Here is a 15880-nt window from a genome sequence, read left to right as displayed (position 1 = left end):
GGCCGGCAGCAGGCGAGAGGTTTGGCGGAATGGCGCGTTATGAGGATCTGCCCTACCGAACCTGCGTCGGGGTGATGCTGCTCAACACTGAAGGACTGGTGTTCATCGGCCGCCGCGCCGGCGGCATCGAACATGTCGACGACAGCCATGTCTGGCAGATGCCGCAGGGCGGGGTCGATCCCGGCGAGGACAATTGGGAAGCCGCCAAGCGCGAGCTCTATGAAGAGACCAGCGTGCGCTCGATCGAGCGGCTCGGCGAGGTGCCGGACTGGCTGATCTACGACATCCCGCGCACGGTCGCAGGGCGCGCCTGGAAGGGCCGCTACCGCGGCCAGCGCCAGAAATGGTTCGCGGTGCGCTTCACCGGCAAGGACAGCGAGATCAATGTCGAGAAGCCTGGCGGCGGCGGCCACAAGGCCGAATTCGTCAGCTGGCGCTGGGAGCCGATGAAGAACCTTCCCGAACTGATCATCCCGTTCAAGCGCCCGGTCTATGAGCGCGTGGTGAAGGAATTTTCCGCACTCGCGGATGGCTAGTCGCCACACCCTCGATGTCATCCCCGCGAAGGCGGGGATCCATACCCCCAGGCAGAAGTGAAGCGGCGGATGGCAACCACGGCCTTTCAACCAATTGCCGCCTGTGGCTATGGATTCCGGGTTCGCGCTTTCGCGCGCCCCGGAATGACGACAAGAGATATTTGCAAGTGACCAACGAAAAGCCCTACCGTCCCAACGTCGGGATCGCGCTGTTCAATGCCGACGGCCGTGTGCTGATCGGGCACCGCTTCAAGGGCGACGGCCCCGAGATCATCCTGCCCGGGCTCGACTGGCAGATGCCGCAAGGCGGCGTCGACGAAGGCGAGAACCTGCGCGATGCGGCCCTGCGCGAGCTGTGGGAGGAGACCAACGTCGTCAGCGCCAACTATCTCGGCGAGACCGATTGGTACGCTTACGAATTCCCGCCCTATGACGGACCGCAGACGCATCGGCTCGCAAAGTTTCGCGGCCAGCGCCAAAAATGGTTCGCGCTGCGCTTCACCGGCAAGGATGACGAGATCGACCCGCTGACGCCGCGCAACGGCCAGCCCGCGGAGTTCGATGCGTGGCGCTGGGAGCGGCTCGACCGTGTCGCGGATCTCGTGGTTCCGTTCCGCCGCGACGTTTATCGGGCGGTGGCCGAGCAGTTCGCACCCTTCGCCAACTGAAACCACGAAAACAACCCCATGCACAGTAGAACGGGGGTTGAATTGATTAGACAATTTTACAAAGGGGCGGAAACGCAGCTTTAGCGGCGCGTGAGCTCGAGTCCCGAGGCATCAATTCATCGGCCCGACCGTGAACGGGCCGATCGCGATCACGTGGCAGTCGCTGTCGTGCTTGGCACAATCGGCGAGCGCGCCGTTGATTGCGGTCTGCTCGTCGGCGGCCTTCAGGCCGAGGCCGGGGCGGCCGGCGGTGCCGACCGCGACCGCGTTCCAGCCCGTGGCGTCGCCGAGCTTGCGCACGACCTCGTCGCGCCCATCGGCCACGATCGATGGATTGGTCGCGGCGTGGAAGAAGCCATTGGCCCTGAGCTTGGTCGGGATCGGCACGACGAAGACGTCGTCGACCACCACGGTCATACAGGCCGAGCCCGCGAACGCGCCGCAGGACTCCAGCGATCGCCGCGCCGCATCGTCGACCGAGGTTGCTCCCAGCGCCCAGAAATATTGTCCGCCCGGACCGAGCGCGACCGAACGCGATTTCGCCGCCTGCACGTAGATGTTTTCGAGCCGGGTCCTGGCCTGCTCACGCACCATCGGCAAATCCTTCGGCACAAACGCGCGCTCGGTGATGGCGTCGTGCCGAAACCAGGGCTGCGGCGGCATCGGCGGAGCGCCGTGGCTGTAGACCACCTTGTTGCCGACAGCATAGAGCTCGCAGCGCCGCGGCGATTGGGCGGCGTCCGCGCGCCTCTGGCATTGGTCGACCGCGCCGTTGCGCGCGGCCTCCTCGGTCGGCTGATTGAGCGCCGTGCCGAAGAACCCGCCGATGTTCAGGGCGTAGGCCTTGTAATCTCCGGCAGCCGCGTATTCGTTGCCGAGAAAGGCACGCTGGCGTTCGCCGATGAACGGCACCGCCTCCACCGCGATCTTGCCGGGGGATGCAGTTGATGGTGACGGGATTGGCATCGGTGTCGCGGCCGCCATTTGGGTCGGCGACGATGTCGGCATCGGCGCAGCCGCCTTCGCAGCCATCGTGGACGTCGGACCGGGTGACGGCGCAGCGATCGGACCAGGCGCGGGCGCGGCAGCGATGGACGTTGCCGGGCTGGACGTGACCTGTGCCGTCTCGAGCTTGGTGAAATAGAGAAAGCCGCCGACGCCGATGGCGACGACGGAGACCACGCCGACCACCAGCGGCCACATCCAGTTCGGCGCAGGCGCAGCCTTGGCGACTTTCTTCACCTGCGGCGTCGCGTAAGTCCCGTCCTCGCGCCGCATCGCCACCATGTAGGCGTGCACCGGCGTCGGGATGTTCTTCACTTCCTGTGCGCCGATATCGGCGAACTGCACCGACAGCTTGTTGGCAACCTGCTCATGCACGGCGCGCGAGACGCAGATGCCGCCGACTTCCGCGAGCCCCTCGAGCCGAGCTGCGATGTTGACGCCGTCGCCGAGCAGATCGCCGTCGCGCTCGACGACGTCGCCGATGGTGATGCCGATGCGGAACGACATCTGCCGGCTCGGCGGATAGGCCATGTTGCGGGTTCGCAAGCTTTCCTGGATGTCGATCGCGCAGCGCACCGCTTCCACTGCGCTGGGGAATTCCGCGAGCACCGCGTCACCGGCGGTGTTGAAGATGCGGCCACTGGCCTTGGCAATGAAATCGTCGATGACCAAACGATAGGAGGCCAGACGCCGTAGCGTCTCCTCTTCATCCTCCGCGACCAGCCTTGAGTAACCGGCAATATCGGCTGCGAAAATCGCCGCGATCTTGCGTTTCATCTGCTACCCGCCCCGGAACAAATCCGCGAGCGCAGAATGCCGTTATCTCCGGCGCGGTGCAACAAAGTTTCAGCGCCCGCCACGGTCTGTGACGAGCGCTGATTTTATTACAGAATTCTGAAAGGCCGACGCGACCGGGCGATCGCAAGTGCGACGCTGGGGATCGCAACTGCGACCCTGGGGATCGCAAGTGCGACCCTGGGGATCGCAAGTGCAACGTGGGCGTTAGTGCATCGCCGTCGTGTTGAGCTCCTGCTGGATGCTCTTGTAGTGATCGAGCCGCGCAATCGCGAGATCGAGCTCGGAGCCTTCGTGCTCCGACAGCTTGTCCTGCATTTCCGCGATCTTGTCGGCGAACTGCGCCCGATCGAGTTCGTCCAGCGAGGTCGCGACGTCAGCGAGCACGGTGAGACGATCGTCGGACACTTCCGCAAGGCCGCCAAGCACGATGACCTTCTGCTTCTGGCCACCGCTGATGATGGTCAGAATGCCCGGCCGCACCGCAGCCACGAGGGGCGCATGCCCGGCGAGCACGCCGAAATCGCCTTCCCAGCCGGGGACGTCGACCTGGTCGACCTCGCCCGAGAATGCGAGCTTTTCCGGAGAGACGAGATCGAAGTGGAAGGTGGCCATGAGAAACCTTGCGAATGGTGAGTAGCGAATGGCGAGTGGCGAAGAGAGCAGCGCGTCTATTCGCTACTCCCTGTCAGCCATTCGCGCCTTAGGCCGCCTCGGCCGCCAGCTTCTTGCCCTTCTCGACCGCCTCTTCGATGGTGCCGACCATGTAGAAGGCGGCTTCCGGCAGGTGGTCATACTTGCCTTCCACCAAGCCCTTGAAGCCCTTGATGGTGTCGGCGAGGTCGACGAACTTGCCCGGCGAGCCGGTGAAGATTTCGGCGACGTGGAACGGCTGCGACATGAAGCGCTCGACCTTGCGGGCGCGGGCCACGGTCAGCTTGTCCTCTTCCGAAAGCTCGTCCATGCCGAGAATGGCGATGATGTCCTGCAGCGCCTTGTAGCGCTGCAGCACCTGCTGGACCTGACGGGCGACCGCGTAGTGCTCCTCGCCGACGACCAGCGGGGAGAGCATGCGCGAGGTCGAGTCGAGCGGGTCGACCGCCGGATAGATGCCCTTTTCGGCGATCGAGCGCGACAGCGTGGTGGTCGCGTCAAGATGCGCGAACGAGGTCGCCGGCGCCGGGTCGGTCAAGTCGTCGGCCGGAACGTAGATGGCCTGCACCGAGGTGATCGAGCCCTTCTGCGTGGTGGTGATGCGCTCCTGCAGCGCGCCCATGTCGGTCGCGAGCGTCGGCTGATAACCCACGGCGCTCGGAATACGACCGAGGAGCGCCGACACTTCCGAGCCGGCCTGGGTGAAGCGGAAGATGTTGTCGACGAAGAACAGCACGTCCTGGCCCTTGTCGCGGAAGTCTTCCGCGATGGTCAGACCGGTGAGCGCGACGCGGGCGCGGGCGCCCGGGGGCTCGTTCATCTGGCCGAACACCAGCGCGCACTTCGACTTCACGCTCGGATCCGGATTCTTCGGATCGGCGTTGACCTTGGACTCGATGAACTCGTGATAGAGGTCGTTGCCCTCGCGGGTGCGCTCGCCGACGCCGGCGAACACGGAGTAGCCACCGTGCGCCTTCGCGACGTTGTTGATCAGTTCCTGAATCAGCACGGTCTTGCCGACGCCGGCGCCGCCGAACAGGCCGATCTTGCCGCCCTTCGCATACGGAGCGAGCAGATCGACGACCTTGATGCCGGTGACGAGAATTTCGGCTTCGGTCGACTGGTCGGTGTAGGTCGGCGCTTCCTGGTGGATCGCACGCAGGCCTTCGGTCTTGACGGGACCTGCTTCGTCGATCGGCTCGCCGATGACGTTGATGATGCGGCCGAGCGTGCCTTCACCGACGGGAACGCGGATCGGAGCGCCGGTGTCGGTCACTTCCTGGCCGCGAACCAGACCTTCGGTGGTGTCCATCGCGATGGTGCGGACGGTCGATTCACCGAGATGCTGGGCGACTTCGAGCACCAGGCGATTGCCGCCGTTCTTGGTCTCGAGCGAATTGAGAATGGCCGGGAGGTGGCCTTCGAACTGCACGTCGACGACGGCGCCGATGACCTGGGTGACGCGACCGACCTGGGCTGCCATTGAATGTCTCCTTCGATCCGAACTAGTAAGCCACGGTCAGCTGACCGGGATGTTGCATTGATGGGTACCGATGCGTCCTGGCTAGACGGCTTCGGCGCCCGAGATGATTTCGATCAGTTCCTTGGTGATCTGCGCCTGACGCGTGCGGTTGTAGACCAGCGTCTGCTTGCGGATCATCTCACCGGCGTTGCGCGTCGCGTTGTCCATCGCGCTCATCTGCGCGCCGTAGAACGAGGCGTTGTTCTCGAGCAGCGCGCGGAAGATCTGGACCGCGAGGTTGCGCGGCAGAAGACGGGTGAGGATCTCGTCCTCCTCCGGCTCGTATTCGTAGGACGTCGTGCTGGCGGCGGCGCCTTCCTCGACGACCAGCGGAATGATCTGCTGGGCGGTGGGGATCTGCGCGATCACCGAACGGAAGCGCGAGTAGAACAGCGTGCAGACGTCGAACTCGCCGGCCTCGAAGCGCGCCAGGACCTTCTTGGCGATGTCCTCGGCGTTGCCGAAACCGAGCTGGCGCACGCTGCGCAGGTCGAGATGCTCGACGATCTGCTTGTCGAACTGGCGGCGGAGCTGCTCGTAACCCTTGCGGCCGACGCAGAAGAATTTCACTTCGTTGCCCTGGTTCATCAGGGCCAGCGCGCGCTCGCGGGCGAGGCGCACGATCGACGAATTGAAGGCGCCAGACAGGCCGCGCTCGCCGGTGCAGACCAGCAGCAAATGAACCTGGTCGCGGCCGGTGCCGGCCAGCAGCGTCGGCGCGCCTGGCGAGCCCGCGGCAGCGCCGGCGATGTTGGAGATCACCGCGCTCATCTTGTCGGCATAGGGACGTGCAGCTTCCGCGGCGGTCTGCGCGCGGCGCAGCTTCGAGGCCGCGACCATCTGCATGGCCTTGGTGATCTTTTGCGTCGCCTTGGTGGAGGCGATGCGGACGCGCATGTCTTTAAGTGACGCCATTCTTCGTTCACCCCGGCGGTCGGACTCTCTGGCCTGACCGCAACCCTATCCATTCGTCATGTCCGGGCTCGTCCCGGACATCCCGTAGCTGCCTCACACGTCGATAGACGTGGATGGCCGGGACAAGCCCGGCCATGACGGCAGTTTTACGCAAAGGACTTCGCGAAACCCTCGACCACCGACTTCAGCTTGGCGGCAACGTCGTCGGAGAGGTCGCGGCTGTCGCGGATCGCGTTGAGAATGTCGACATTCTTGCCGCGCAGGAGCGAAAGCAGACCGTCCTCGAACGCGCGCACCTTGTTGAGCGGCAGCGGATCGAGATAGCCGTTGGTGCCGGCCCAGATCACGCAAACCTGCTCTTCCATCTTCAGCGGCGCGAACTGCGGCTGCTTGAGGAGCTCGGTCAGGCGCGAACCGCGGTTGAGCAGGCGCTGGGTCGAGGCGTCCAGGTCGGAGCCGAACTGCGCGAACGCCGCCATTTCGCGGTACTGCGCGAGTTCGCCCTTGATCTTGCCGGCGACCTTCTTGGTGGCCTTGGTCTGCGCCGACGAACCGACGCGCGACACCGACAGACCGACGTTCACGGCAGGACGGATGCCCTGGAAGAACAGGTCGGTTTCCAGGAAGATCTGGCCGTCGGTGATCGAGATGACGTTGGTCGGGATGTAGGCCGACACGTCGTTGGCCTGGGTTTCGATGACAGGCAGCGCGGTCAGCGAGCCCGAGCCATGGTCCTTGCTGAGCTTCGCCGCGCGCTCGAGCAGGCGGGAGTGCAGATAGAACACGTCGCCCGGATAGGCTTCGCGGCCCGGCGGACGGCGCAGCAGCAGCGACATCTGGCGGTAAGCGACGGCCTGCTTGGACAGATCGTCATAGATGATGACCGCGTGCATGCCGTTGTCGCGGAAGAATTCGCCCATGGTGCAGGCAGTAAAGGGGGCGATGTACTGCATCGGCGCCGGATCCGAGGCGGTAGCGGCGACGACGATCGAGTATTCGAGCGCGCCCTGCTCTTCCAGCACCTTCACGAACTGGGCAACCGTCGAACGCTTCTGGCCGACCGCGACGTAGACGCAGTACAGCTTGATGTTCTCGTCGGGCTGCGCGTTGAGCGGCTTCTGGTTCAGGATGGTGTCGAGCGCGATCGCGGTCTTGCCGGTCTGACGGTCGCCGATGATCAACTCGCGCTGGCCACGGCCGATCGGGATCAGGGCGTCGATCGCCTTGAGGCCCGTCGCCATCGGCTCGCTCACCGACTTGCGCGGAATGATGCCGGGCGCCTTGACGTCGACACGCATGCGCTTGTCGGCCTGGATCGGACCCTTGCCGTCGATCGGATTGCCGAGCGCGTCGACGACGCGGCCGAGCAGGCCCTTGCCGACCGGCGCGTCCACGATGGCGCGGGTGCGCTTGACGGTCTGGCCTTCCTTGATCTCGCGGTCGGCACCGAAAATGACGACGCCGACGTTGTCGGTTTCGAGGTTCAGCGCCATGCCGCGGGTGCCGTTCTCGAACTCGACCATTTCACCGGCCTGGACGTTGTCCAGACCGTAGACGCGAGCGATACCGTCGCCGACGGACAGCACCTGTCCGACTTCGGAGACTTCAGCTTCCTGGCCGAAATTCTTGATCTGGTCCTTGAGGATCGCGGAAATTTCCGCGGCGCGGATGTCCATCAGCCTGCCTCTTTCATCGCGTGCTTGATCGAATTGAGTTTGGTGCGAAGCGAACTATCGATCATGCGGCTGCCAAGCTTCACGACGAGGCCACCGATGATCGAGGGGTCGATCTTCACGTTGAGCGCGACGTCCTTGCCGGTCACCGACTTCAGGGCAACCTTGAGGGCGTCGAGATTCTTGTCCGAGAGCGCTTCCGCGACCGTGACATCCGCCGTCGCCTCGCCCTTGAACCTTGCGACGAGGGCGCGATAGGCGCGGATGACGTCAGCCACCGCGAACAGGCGGCGGTTGGCGGTCAGCACTTTGAGGAAATTGGCGGTAATGCCGGCGATGCCGGCCTTGTCCAGCACGGCCGAGAGGGCCTTGGACTGGGCGTCGGCCGCAAAGACCGGACTGCGGACGAGGCGCTTGAGATCAGCGCTTTCGTTCAGCAGACCCTCGAACTTGTCGAGGTCGGCCTTGACCTCGTCGACCACCTTCTGGTCGCGGGCCAGTTCAAACAAGGCCGTTGCATAACGGCCCGACACACCGGAAACGGACGTATCTTCTGCAGCCACAGACGCGCTCTTTTAGCTGTCAAATTCGCAAGGGAAAAACCGTCGCCACAACGCGGCGCCTAGCGATCCAAGCCCTTGGAATTCAAGCGGGACTTCGATTTTCGACCGACACGGGAGGTGCCGGGCTCGTTAAAATCGCGGCTTTGCTAACATAGCAGGCGCGCACGTGCAACATGACGCCAAATTAAAGGCACGACCTTCTGTCGCAAGTTCGTCGCACGTCGCCGCCGCCTCGTCGCGATCGTGCGACGGCCTGCCATGCCACGGAATTGCCGCGAGGCTTTCGTCGGCCGCGCGCCCGTTCGTTCCTGCCCTCAGCGCATAGCGGCCATGAACACGGATCGCTGAGGCGTGACTCCGGCCGGGCCGCCCCCACGCGCCGAATACTTACCGAATTCTAAATGCGAAAACTAACAACTTCGCTTTACAGTATTCGCAAGTAATGAATCAGTTAACGAATCGTTAAAGTGAAAGATTACGGAATATCGCCTGAATATCGATTCAGATCACAAGATATTTCAAGACGACACGGATCGGATTTACTGCCTAATTCACGCCTCATTGAGAATCGAAACGCCAACCCGCTCACAAACTGATGGGGGCTCCACTAGCCACATATGTGGCAATACTAGCGTAGGGACCACTAAATGCTGTCTTTGAAGACGCTGGGCACTGTGACCCGGCCGCGTACGGCGATCGCTTTCGTCGCTGCAACTCTCCTCGTCGGTGGAACTGCCACCGAAGCTTCCGCCAAATCCAGGCATCATCACTACCGGGGTGCTCACCACCACCGTCACCACGCCCAGGACGATTCCAGCGCGACCTCCGATTGGCGTAACGCCAATGCATCGATGACGCCGTCGTCGGGCACCGGTCGCAGCTTCTCCGGCATGGCCTCCTATTACGGCAACGAGTCCGGCAGCCGCACCGCCTCGGGCGCGCGCTTCAACCAGAACGCCATGACCGCGGCGCACCGTACCCTGCCGTTCGGCACCAAGGTTCGTGTGACCCATGGCGGCCAGAGCGTCATCGTCACCATCAACGACCGTGGCCCGTTCGTGCGCGGCCGCGTGCTCGACCTCTCCACGGGCGCAGCCCGCGCCATCGGCCTCACCGGTGCCGGCGTCGGCCGCGTCACCGCGGAAGTCGTCTCCTAACGGCGCGAGAAGCGCCTCAGCCCACACGCGCAGTTTTCATCATCGTCCCTCGAGGACATGAGCAGTTTGATGCGCGCGTGAAACAAGCCCGTGGTCTTGGGGGACCACGGGCTTTTTGTTTGGTTTTTCGTAGCCCGGATCTCTTCCGTCATTGCGAGCGGAGCGAAGCAATCCAGAGTCTTTCCGCGGAGGGATTCTGGATTGCTTCGTCGCAAGAGCTCCTCGCAATGACGAGAGAGAGCGGAGGCTCACAAGAAGCTCTGCGGATCGACATCGACCTCGAGCTTCTGGTTGCCCTTCGGCTTCGGGCACACGGCGAGCCAGTTGCGCAAGTAATCCGACAGATCGAAGCCGCGCGCCGATTTGACCAGGATGCGGAAGCGGTAGCGGCCCTTGATGACGGCGAGCGGGGCTTCGGCGGGGCCGAGCACCACCACGCGCTCGTCGCGCGGCGCGAGGGACACGAGCTTGCGGCCGAGGCCTTCCGCGCTCGGACGATCGCCGGCGGAAATGATCAGGCTGGCGAGGCGCCCGAACGGCGGATAGAGCGTCTTCTCGCGCAAATCGATCTCGCTGTCGTAGAAGGCCTCGCGATCGCAGGCGATCAGCGCTTTCATGACGGGATGGTCCGGCTGATGCGTCTGCAGGTAGCCGACGCCGCGGCCCTGCTCGCGCCCGGCGCGGCCGATCACCTGGTTGAGCAATTGCCAGGTCCGTTCCGCCGCACGCGGATCGCCATTGGAAAGGCCGAGATCCGCATCGATCACGCCGACGAGATTGAGCCGCGGGAAATTGTGGCCCTTGGCGACGAGCTGCGTGCCGATGATGATATCGACGCGCCCTTCCGCGATCTCGTTGAGCTCGCTGCGCATCGTCTCGATCGAGGTGATGAGATCGCTCGACAGCACCATGGTGCGGGCATCAGGGAACAGCGCGGCCGCCTCCTCCTGCAGGCGTTCGACGCCGGGGCCGACGGCAACCAGCGATTCCTCGGCGGCGCAATGCGGACAGGTTGCGGGCCGCGGCATCGAGAAGCCGCAATGGTGACAGACGAGGCGCTGGCGGAAGCGGTGATCGACCAGCCAGGCATCGCAGATGGTGCAGGCGAAGCGATGGCCGCAAGCGCGGCACAGCGTCAGCGGCGCATAGCCGCGGCGATTGAGGAACAGCAGCGCCTGCTCGCGCTTCTCGATCGCCTTTCTGATCTCTGAGGCGAGGCGCGGCGAGATGTAGCGGCCGCGCGCGGGCGGCTCGCGGCGCAGGTCGATGGCCTCGATTTCAGGCATGTGCTGGCCGCCGAAGCGCGACGGCAGCGCGACGCGCTGATAGCGGTTCTTGCGCGCGTTGACCTCGGACTCGACGGACGGTGTGGCGGACGCCAGCACGATCGGGATCTTTGCGATATGCGCGCGCACCACCGCCATGTCGCGGGCGTGATAATGCACGCCCTCGTCCTGCTTGTAGGCCTGGTCGTGCTCTTCATCGACCACGATGAGGCCGAGATTGGCGTAGGGGAGAAACAGCGCCGAGCGCGCGCCGACCACGACCGGCGCGGTGCCTTCGGAAATCGCCGCCCAATTGCGCGCGCGGGTGCGCGGCGTCAGCTCGGAATGCCACTCGATCGGGCGGACGCCAAAGCGCTGCGCGAAACGGTCGAGGAACTGGCCGGTCAGCGCGATCTCCGGCATCAGGATCAGCGACTGCTTGCCGCGGCGGATGGTTTCGGCGACGGCCTCGAAATAGACCTCGGTCTTGCCGGAGCCGGTGACGCCATCGAGCAGCGCGACATGAAAGGTGCCGTTGGCGGCGAGCGCGCGCATCGCATCGACGCCGGCGCGCTGCAGCGGCGAGAAATCCGGCCGGCCGAACTCCGGATCGGGCGCGGGCGGCGGAGGTGGCGGCGGCATCGGCTCGACCGTCAGCGTACCTTCATCGACGAGGCCGTCGATCACGCCGGCGGAGACACCGGCCTCCTTGGCGGCCTCGGACTTGCCGTGCAGCAGCCGGTCCGACAGCACCTCGATCACGCGCGCCCGCGCCGGCGTCAGCCGCCGCGGCGGATCGCCTGTTAGCCGCACGCCGGCGCGCACCCGCTCGGGGCCGAGGTTCTCGCCCATGCGCAGGCACATGCGCAGCACCATGCCGCGCGGGCTCAGCGTGTAATTGGCGACCCAGTCGACGACGGAGCGCAGTTCGCCCTTCAAGGGCGCGACGTCGAGCTTCTCGCTGACCTCCTTGAGGCGGTTGTGCAGGCGCGGATCGGGATTGGCGTTTTCGCCCCAGACCACGGCGAGCACCTCGCGGGCCCCGAGCGGCACACCGACGAGATCGCCCGCCTTCAGCTCCATGCCCACAGGCACCTTGTAGGAATAGGTCTGGTCGAGCGCGACTGGCACCAGCACGTCGACCATGCGGGTCGCGTTGGCGGGGGCGGTCGAGCTGCGCGACGGATGATCCATCAATGAATCTTTGGAGAGAATCGGAACCTTGGGGCCGTGAGGCTAGCGCCGTGGCGCCGCCTTAGCGAACAGTAAACTGGTGTGATGCGATATACTGTGCGGAATCATCACGTCCAGAGCGCATGAGCAAAGCGGCCGTCCCACACATCGAGCTCGCCAGCGCCGATCCCTCGATCGCGCAGGAGATGGCGCGCTGGCTGTCGCATCTCGGCGCCGAGCGGCGGCTGTCGCCGAAGACGCTGGAAGCCTATGGCCGGGACTTGCGGCAGTGCCTGGATTTCCTCTGCGCGCATTGGGGCGAGCGCGTGACGCTGGAACGCTTCGCCGCGCTTGAAGCGACCGACGTCCGCGCCTTCATGGCGATGCGGCGCGCCGACGATATTGCCGGCCGTTCACTGATGCGCGCGCTGGCGGGCCTGCGCTCGTTCGGCCGCTTCCTGGAGCGCGAGGGCAAGGGCAAGGTCGGGGCACTCTCGGCGATCCGCGCGCCCAAGGTCGCGAAAAGCCTGCCGAAGCCGCTGCCGATGGCGTCGGCAAAACGTCTGGCCGACGCCGACGAGCGCGCCGGCGAGGAGCGCGAGACCTGGATCCTGGTGCGCGACGCCGCGGTGATGGCGCTGCTCTATGGATCGGGCCTGCGCATCTCCGAGGCGCTCGGCCTGAAGCGCCGCGAGGTGCCGAAGGCAGGCGAAGGCGACGTGCTGGTCGTCACGGGCAAAGGCAACAAGACGCGCATGGTGCCGGTGCTGCAGAACGTGCTGGCGCTGATCGACGAATATGCCGCGATGTGCCCGCACGCATTGCCGCCCGAAGGGCCGATCTTCGTCGGCGCACGCGGCGGGCCGCTCAGCCCACGCATCATCCAGCTCGCGATGGAGCGGCTGCGCGGCGCGCTTGGCCTGCCCGACAGCGCCACGCCGCATGCGCTGCGGCACTCCTTCGCCACGCATCTGCTGTCGCGCGGCGGAGACTTGCGCGCCATCCAGGAATTGCTCGGCCATTCCTCACTCTCGACCACGCAAATCTATACCGGCATCGATTCCGAGCGGCTGCTGGAAGTCTATGCGAGCGCGCATCCCAGGCGCTGAAGGGCTCGCTGAATCCTGACATCAAGCTGTCATGGCTGCCTCTTGCCACGCATGCCTCTTGCGCAGGCCGCGCGGTTCGGTCAATCGTTGCGGAACCGAGACAGGAGGGATTTCATGAGCGCACACGAAAGCATGGAGCACGCCGAGCATGCCGAGCACGCATCCGGCGAGAACAAGAAGATCGCCCTGCTGATTGCGGTGCTTGCGCTGTTCCTGGCGATCTCGGAAACACTCGGCAAGGGCGCCCAGACCGAATCGATCAGCAAGAACGTCGAAGCCTCCAACCTGTGGGCATTCTTCCAGGCCAAGAGCATCCGCCGCACCGTGGTCCAGACCGCGGCCGACCAGGGCAAGCTGACGCTGGGCGCCGCCACCGACGACGCCATGAGGGCCGCGGTGCAGAAGCAGATCGACGAGTGGCAGAAGACCGCGGCGCGTTATCGCTCCGAGCCCGAGACCGGCGAAGGCACCGAGCAGCTCGCCGAGAAGGCCAAGGAAGCCGAGCACCAGCGCGACGAGGCGACCGCGAAATATCATCATTTCGAGTTGGCCTCCGCTGCCTTCCAGATCGGCATCGTGCTGGCCTCGGCGACGATCATCACCGGCATGCTGCCGCTCGCCTGGATCGCCGGCCTCCTGACGCTCGCCGGATTAGGCATGACCGTGCTCGGCGCGTTCGCGCCGCATCTGCTGCATCTGCACGGGTAGAGAAGGAGCCGCCACGTACACCGCTGTCATGCCCCGGCTCGACCGGGGCATCCAGTACGCCGCGGCCTCGTTTCTAATCTCGACGTCTCTGGAATACTGGATCGCCCGGTCAAGCCGGGCGATGACAGCGAGTATGTAGCAGGCAGCTCAGCGCGCTTCGTGCACGCTCTTGCGGAAGCGCTGGATCAGGCGGAGGGTGCGTGAGGACCAGCCTTCGCCGTTGCCCTTGAGCAGCTCGCGGATGCGGCTCTTGACCGGCTCGACGATATCAGTCGCCTTGGCGCGGAGCCGCAGCACCAGCTCGTAGAGCCGTTCGAACCAGTGCATCTCCAGCAGCTTGTCGCGCGTGACGTCGAACACGAAGGCGGTGACGCCGACGCCGAGCATCTTGGCGAACAGGAACGTGGAGACGCCGCTCAGCCAGTATTCATGGGTGAGCAGCCACAGGCCGATCAGCTTGAGCGGAAACAGCGGGATGATCGGCACCACGAACACGATCAGCGTCATCGCCGGCGACAGCGCATCGACGCGGTCGGCCAGCCATTGCTTGACGCGGGCGAGCGGGATCAGTGCGACAATCCGCGCGACGATCGGCTCGAGATGGTCCCACAGCCAGGCTTCGATCAGGAAGATGATCGCCAGCAGGACCCAGACGGGTTGAAGAAGGCGGCGCAGCATGTGATGTCCCGCCCGATTCGGCTCGCGGCGTGACCTACATATGGATGGCCCGCTTGCCGACTGCAAGCGCGGCTTCCTTGACGGCCTCCGAGCGGGTCGGATGGGCGTGGCAGGTGCGAGCAAGATCTTCCGCACTGCCACCAAACTCCATGAGAACGCAGGCCTCATGGATCATTTCGCCGGCCTCGATGCCGATGATGTGGACGCCGAGCACGCGATCGGTCTTCGCATCTGCGAGAATCTTCACGAAGCCGTCGGTGGTCTGGTTGACCTTGGAGCGGCCGTTGGCGGTAAAGGGAAACTTCCCGACAGTATAGGCGATTCCGGCGTGCTTCAGCTCTTCCTCGGTCTTGCCGACGGAGGACACTTCCGGAGTGGTATACACGACGCCTGGGATTACATCGTAGTTCACGTGGCCGGCTTGCCCTGCGATGATCTCCGCAACGGCGACGCCTTCATCCTCGGCCTTGTGCGCGAGCATGGGACCGGCGACGACGTCGCCGATGGCATAGACGCCCTTCAGGCTGGTGGCGAAATGCGGATCGATCTGCACGCGGCCGCGCGGATCGAGCGCGACGCCGGCTTCCTTCAGGCCGAGACCGTCGGTGTAGGGCACGCGGCCAATGCAGACCAGCACGACGTCGGCCTCTACAGTCTCGGCCGCGCCGCCGGCAGCGGGCTCGATGCTCGCCTTCAGCGTCTTGCCCGAGGTGTCGACGGCCGTGACCTTGGCCCCGAGCTTGAACGCAAAGCCCTGCTTCTCGAGGATGCGCTGGAATTGCCTTGCGATCTCGCCGTCCATGCCGGGCAGGATGCGGTCGAGGAATTCGACCACGACGACGTCCGCGCCGAGCCGCTTCCACACCGAGCCGAGCTCGAGGCCGATCACGCCGGCGCCGACGATCAGCAGCTTGCCCGGCACCTTGTCCAGCGACAGCGCGCCGGTCGAGGAGACGATGCGCTTCTCGTCGATCTCGATGCCCTTCAGGCGCGCGATGTCGGAGCCGGTGGCGATCACGATGTTCTTGGTCTCGATCACCTGCGACTTGCCGTCGGCGGAGACTTCGACCTTGCCGGCACTGATGATCTTGCCGGTGCCCTTGAGCACGTCGACCTTGTTCTTCTTCATCAGGAACTCGACGCCCTTGACGTTGCCGTCGATGCCCTGCTGCTTGAAGTTCATCATCGCGGGCAATTCGAGCTTCGGCGCGGAGACGGACACGCCCATCTTGGCGAAGGAGTGCCCGGCTTCCTCGAACATCTCGGAAGCGTGCAGCAGCGCCTTGGACGGCATGCAGCCGACATTGAGGCAGGTGCCGCCGAGGGTTGCGTTCTTTTCGACCACGGCGACCTTCATGCCGAGCTGGCTGGCGCGCACCGCGCAGACATAACCGCCAGGTCCGGTGCCGATGACGACGAGATCGTAGGTAGCCATGAGAGAAAGTCCCGTGAGTTTAGC

At 64.8% G+C, this 15880-nt stretch carries 14 protein-coding genes; 5 read left to right on the top strand and 9 right to left on the bottom strand.

Annotated elements, in window-relative coordinates; all coding sequences use genetic code 11:
• Positions 1-29: 29 nt before the first annotated feature.
• A complete protein-coding gene (locus XH91_RS02420) occupies positions 30-536 on the top strand; it encodes an RNA pyrophosphohydrolase (protein WP_128949110.1) in 507 nt (168 codons plus the stop codon).
• A gap of 167 nt (positions 537-703) precedes the next feature.
• The gene (locus XH91_RS02415; protein WP_128949109.1) at positions 704-1204 is read left to right on the top strand and encodes an RNA pyrophosphohydrolase; all 501 of its coding nucleotides are present in this window, start codon (positions 704-706) and stop codon (positions 1202-1204) included.
• 111 nt (positions 1205-1315) lie between these two features.
• Here the strand turns inward: XH91_RS02415 and XH91_RS02410 are convergent, their stop codons facing one another.
• The 6 genes from XH91_RS02410 to XH91_RS02385 form a co-directional block, all read right to left on the bottom strand.
• Complete coding sequence (locus XH91_RS02410; protein ID WP_128949108.1) at positions 1316-2986, bottom strand: adenylate/guanylate cyclase domain-containing protein; 1671 nt, start codon at positions 2984-2986, stop codon at positions 1316-1318.
• 225 nt (positions 2987-3211) lie between these two features.
• Positions 3212-3619, bottom strand: coding sequence for a F0F1 ATP synthase subunit epsilon (locus XH91_RS02405; protein ID WP_128949107.1), 408 nt, complete (start codon positions 3617-3619; stop codon positions 3212-3214).
• A gap of 88 nt (positions 3620-3707) precedes the next feature.
• Entirely contained in the window at positions 3708-5141 is a 1434-nt protein-coding gene (gene atpD / locus XH91_RS02400) for a F0F1 ATP synthase subunit beta (protein ID WP_025032831.1), read from the bottom strand.
• An 81-nt stretch (positions 5142-5222) separates the two neighbouring features.
• Positions 5223-6095 carry a F0F1 ATP synthase subunit gamma gene (locus XH91_RS02395; RefSeq protein ID WP_128949106.1) on the bottom strand — a complete coding sequence of 291 codons (873 nt, stop codon included), beginning with the start codon at positions 6093-6095 and terminating at the stop codon, positions 5223-5225.
• A gap of 146 nt (positions 6096-6241) precedes the next feature.
• Complete coding sequence (gene atpA, locus XH91_RS02390; protein ID WP_128949105.1) at positions 6242-7771, bottom strand: F0F1 ATP synthase subunit alpha; 1530 nt, start codon at positions 7769-7771, stop codon at positions 6242-6244.
• A complete protein-coding gene (locus XH91_RS02385) occupies positions 7771-8331 on the bottom strand; it encodes a F0F1 ATP synthase subunit delta (protein WP_128949104.1) in 561 nt (186 codons plus the stop codon). The genes atpA and XH91_RS02385 overlap by 1 nt, the downstream gene beginning before the upstream one ends.
• A 647-nt stretch (positions 8332-8978) precedes the next feature.
• On the opposite strand from XH91_RS02385, the gene XH91_RS02380 reads away from it, so the two are divergent.
• Positions 8979-9488, top strand: a complete 510-nt coding sequence (locus XH91_RS02380; RefSeq protein WP_128949103.1) for a septal ring lytic transglycosylase RlpA family protein — start codon at positions 8979-8981, stop codon at positions 9486-9488.
• A gap of 248 nt (positions 9489-9736) precedes the next feature.
• Here the strand turns inward: XH91_RS02380 and XH91_RS02375 are convergent, their stop codons facing one another.
• Positions 9737-11947 (bottom strand): primosomal protein N', encoded by a 2211-nt coding sequence (locus tag XH91_RS02375; RefSeq protein ID WP_128949102.1) that lies wholly within the window; start codon positions 11945-11947, stop codon positions 9737-9739.
• Between the two features lie 122 nt (positions 11948-12069).
• On the opposite strand from XH91_RS02375, the gene XH91_RS02370 reads away from it, so the two are divergent.
• Positions 12070-13035, top strand: a complete 966-nt coding sequence (locus tag XH91_RS02370) for a tyrosine recombinase XerC (RefSeq protein ID WP_128949101.1) — start codon at positions 12070-12072, stop codon at positions 13033-13035.
• 114 nt (positions 13036-13149) lie between these two features.
• Positions 13150-13743 (top strand): DUF4337 domain-containing protein, encoded by a 594-nt coding sequence (locus tag XH91_RS02365; RefSeq protein ID WP_128949100.1) that lies wholly within the window; start codon positions 13150-13152, stop codon positions 13741-13743.
• Positions 13744-13890: 147 nt separating this feature from the next.
• On the opposite strand, the gene XH91_RS02360 is transcribed toward XH91_RS02365, so the two are convergent.
• Positions 13891-14421: a hypothetical protein gene (locus XH91_RS02360; RefSeq protein WP_128949099.1), complete on the bottom strand. Its 531-nt coding sequence runs from the start codon at positions 14419-14421 to the stop codon at positions 13891-13893.
• Between the two features lie 34 nt (positions 14422-14455).
• Positions 14456-15856 carry a dihydrolipoyl dehydrogenase gene (gene lpdA, locus XH91_RS02355; protein ID WP_128949098.1) on the bottom strand — a complete coding sequence of 467 codons (1401 nt, stop codon included), beginning with the start codon at positions 15854-15856 and terminating at the stop codon, positions 14456-14458.
• Positions 15857-15880 lie beyond the last annotated feature (24 nt).

Source organism: Bradyrhizobium guangzhouense (assembly GCF_004114955.1).
In the GTDB taxonomy this organism is placed as follows: Bacteria; Pseudomonadota; Alphaproteobacteria; order Rhizobiales; family Xanthobacteraceae; genus Bradyrhizobium; species Bradyrhizobium guangzhouense.
Note: the sequence above shows the minus strand (reverse complement) of the source record. Positions and strands in the feature narration are given on the sequence as shown.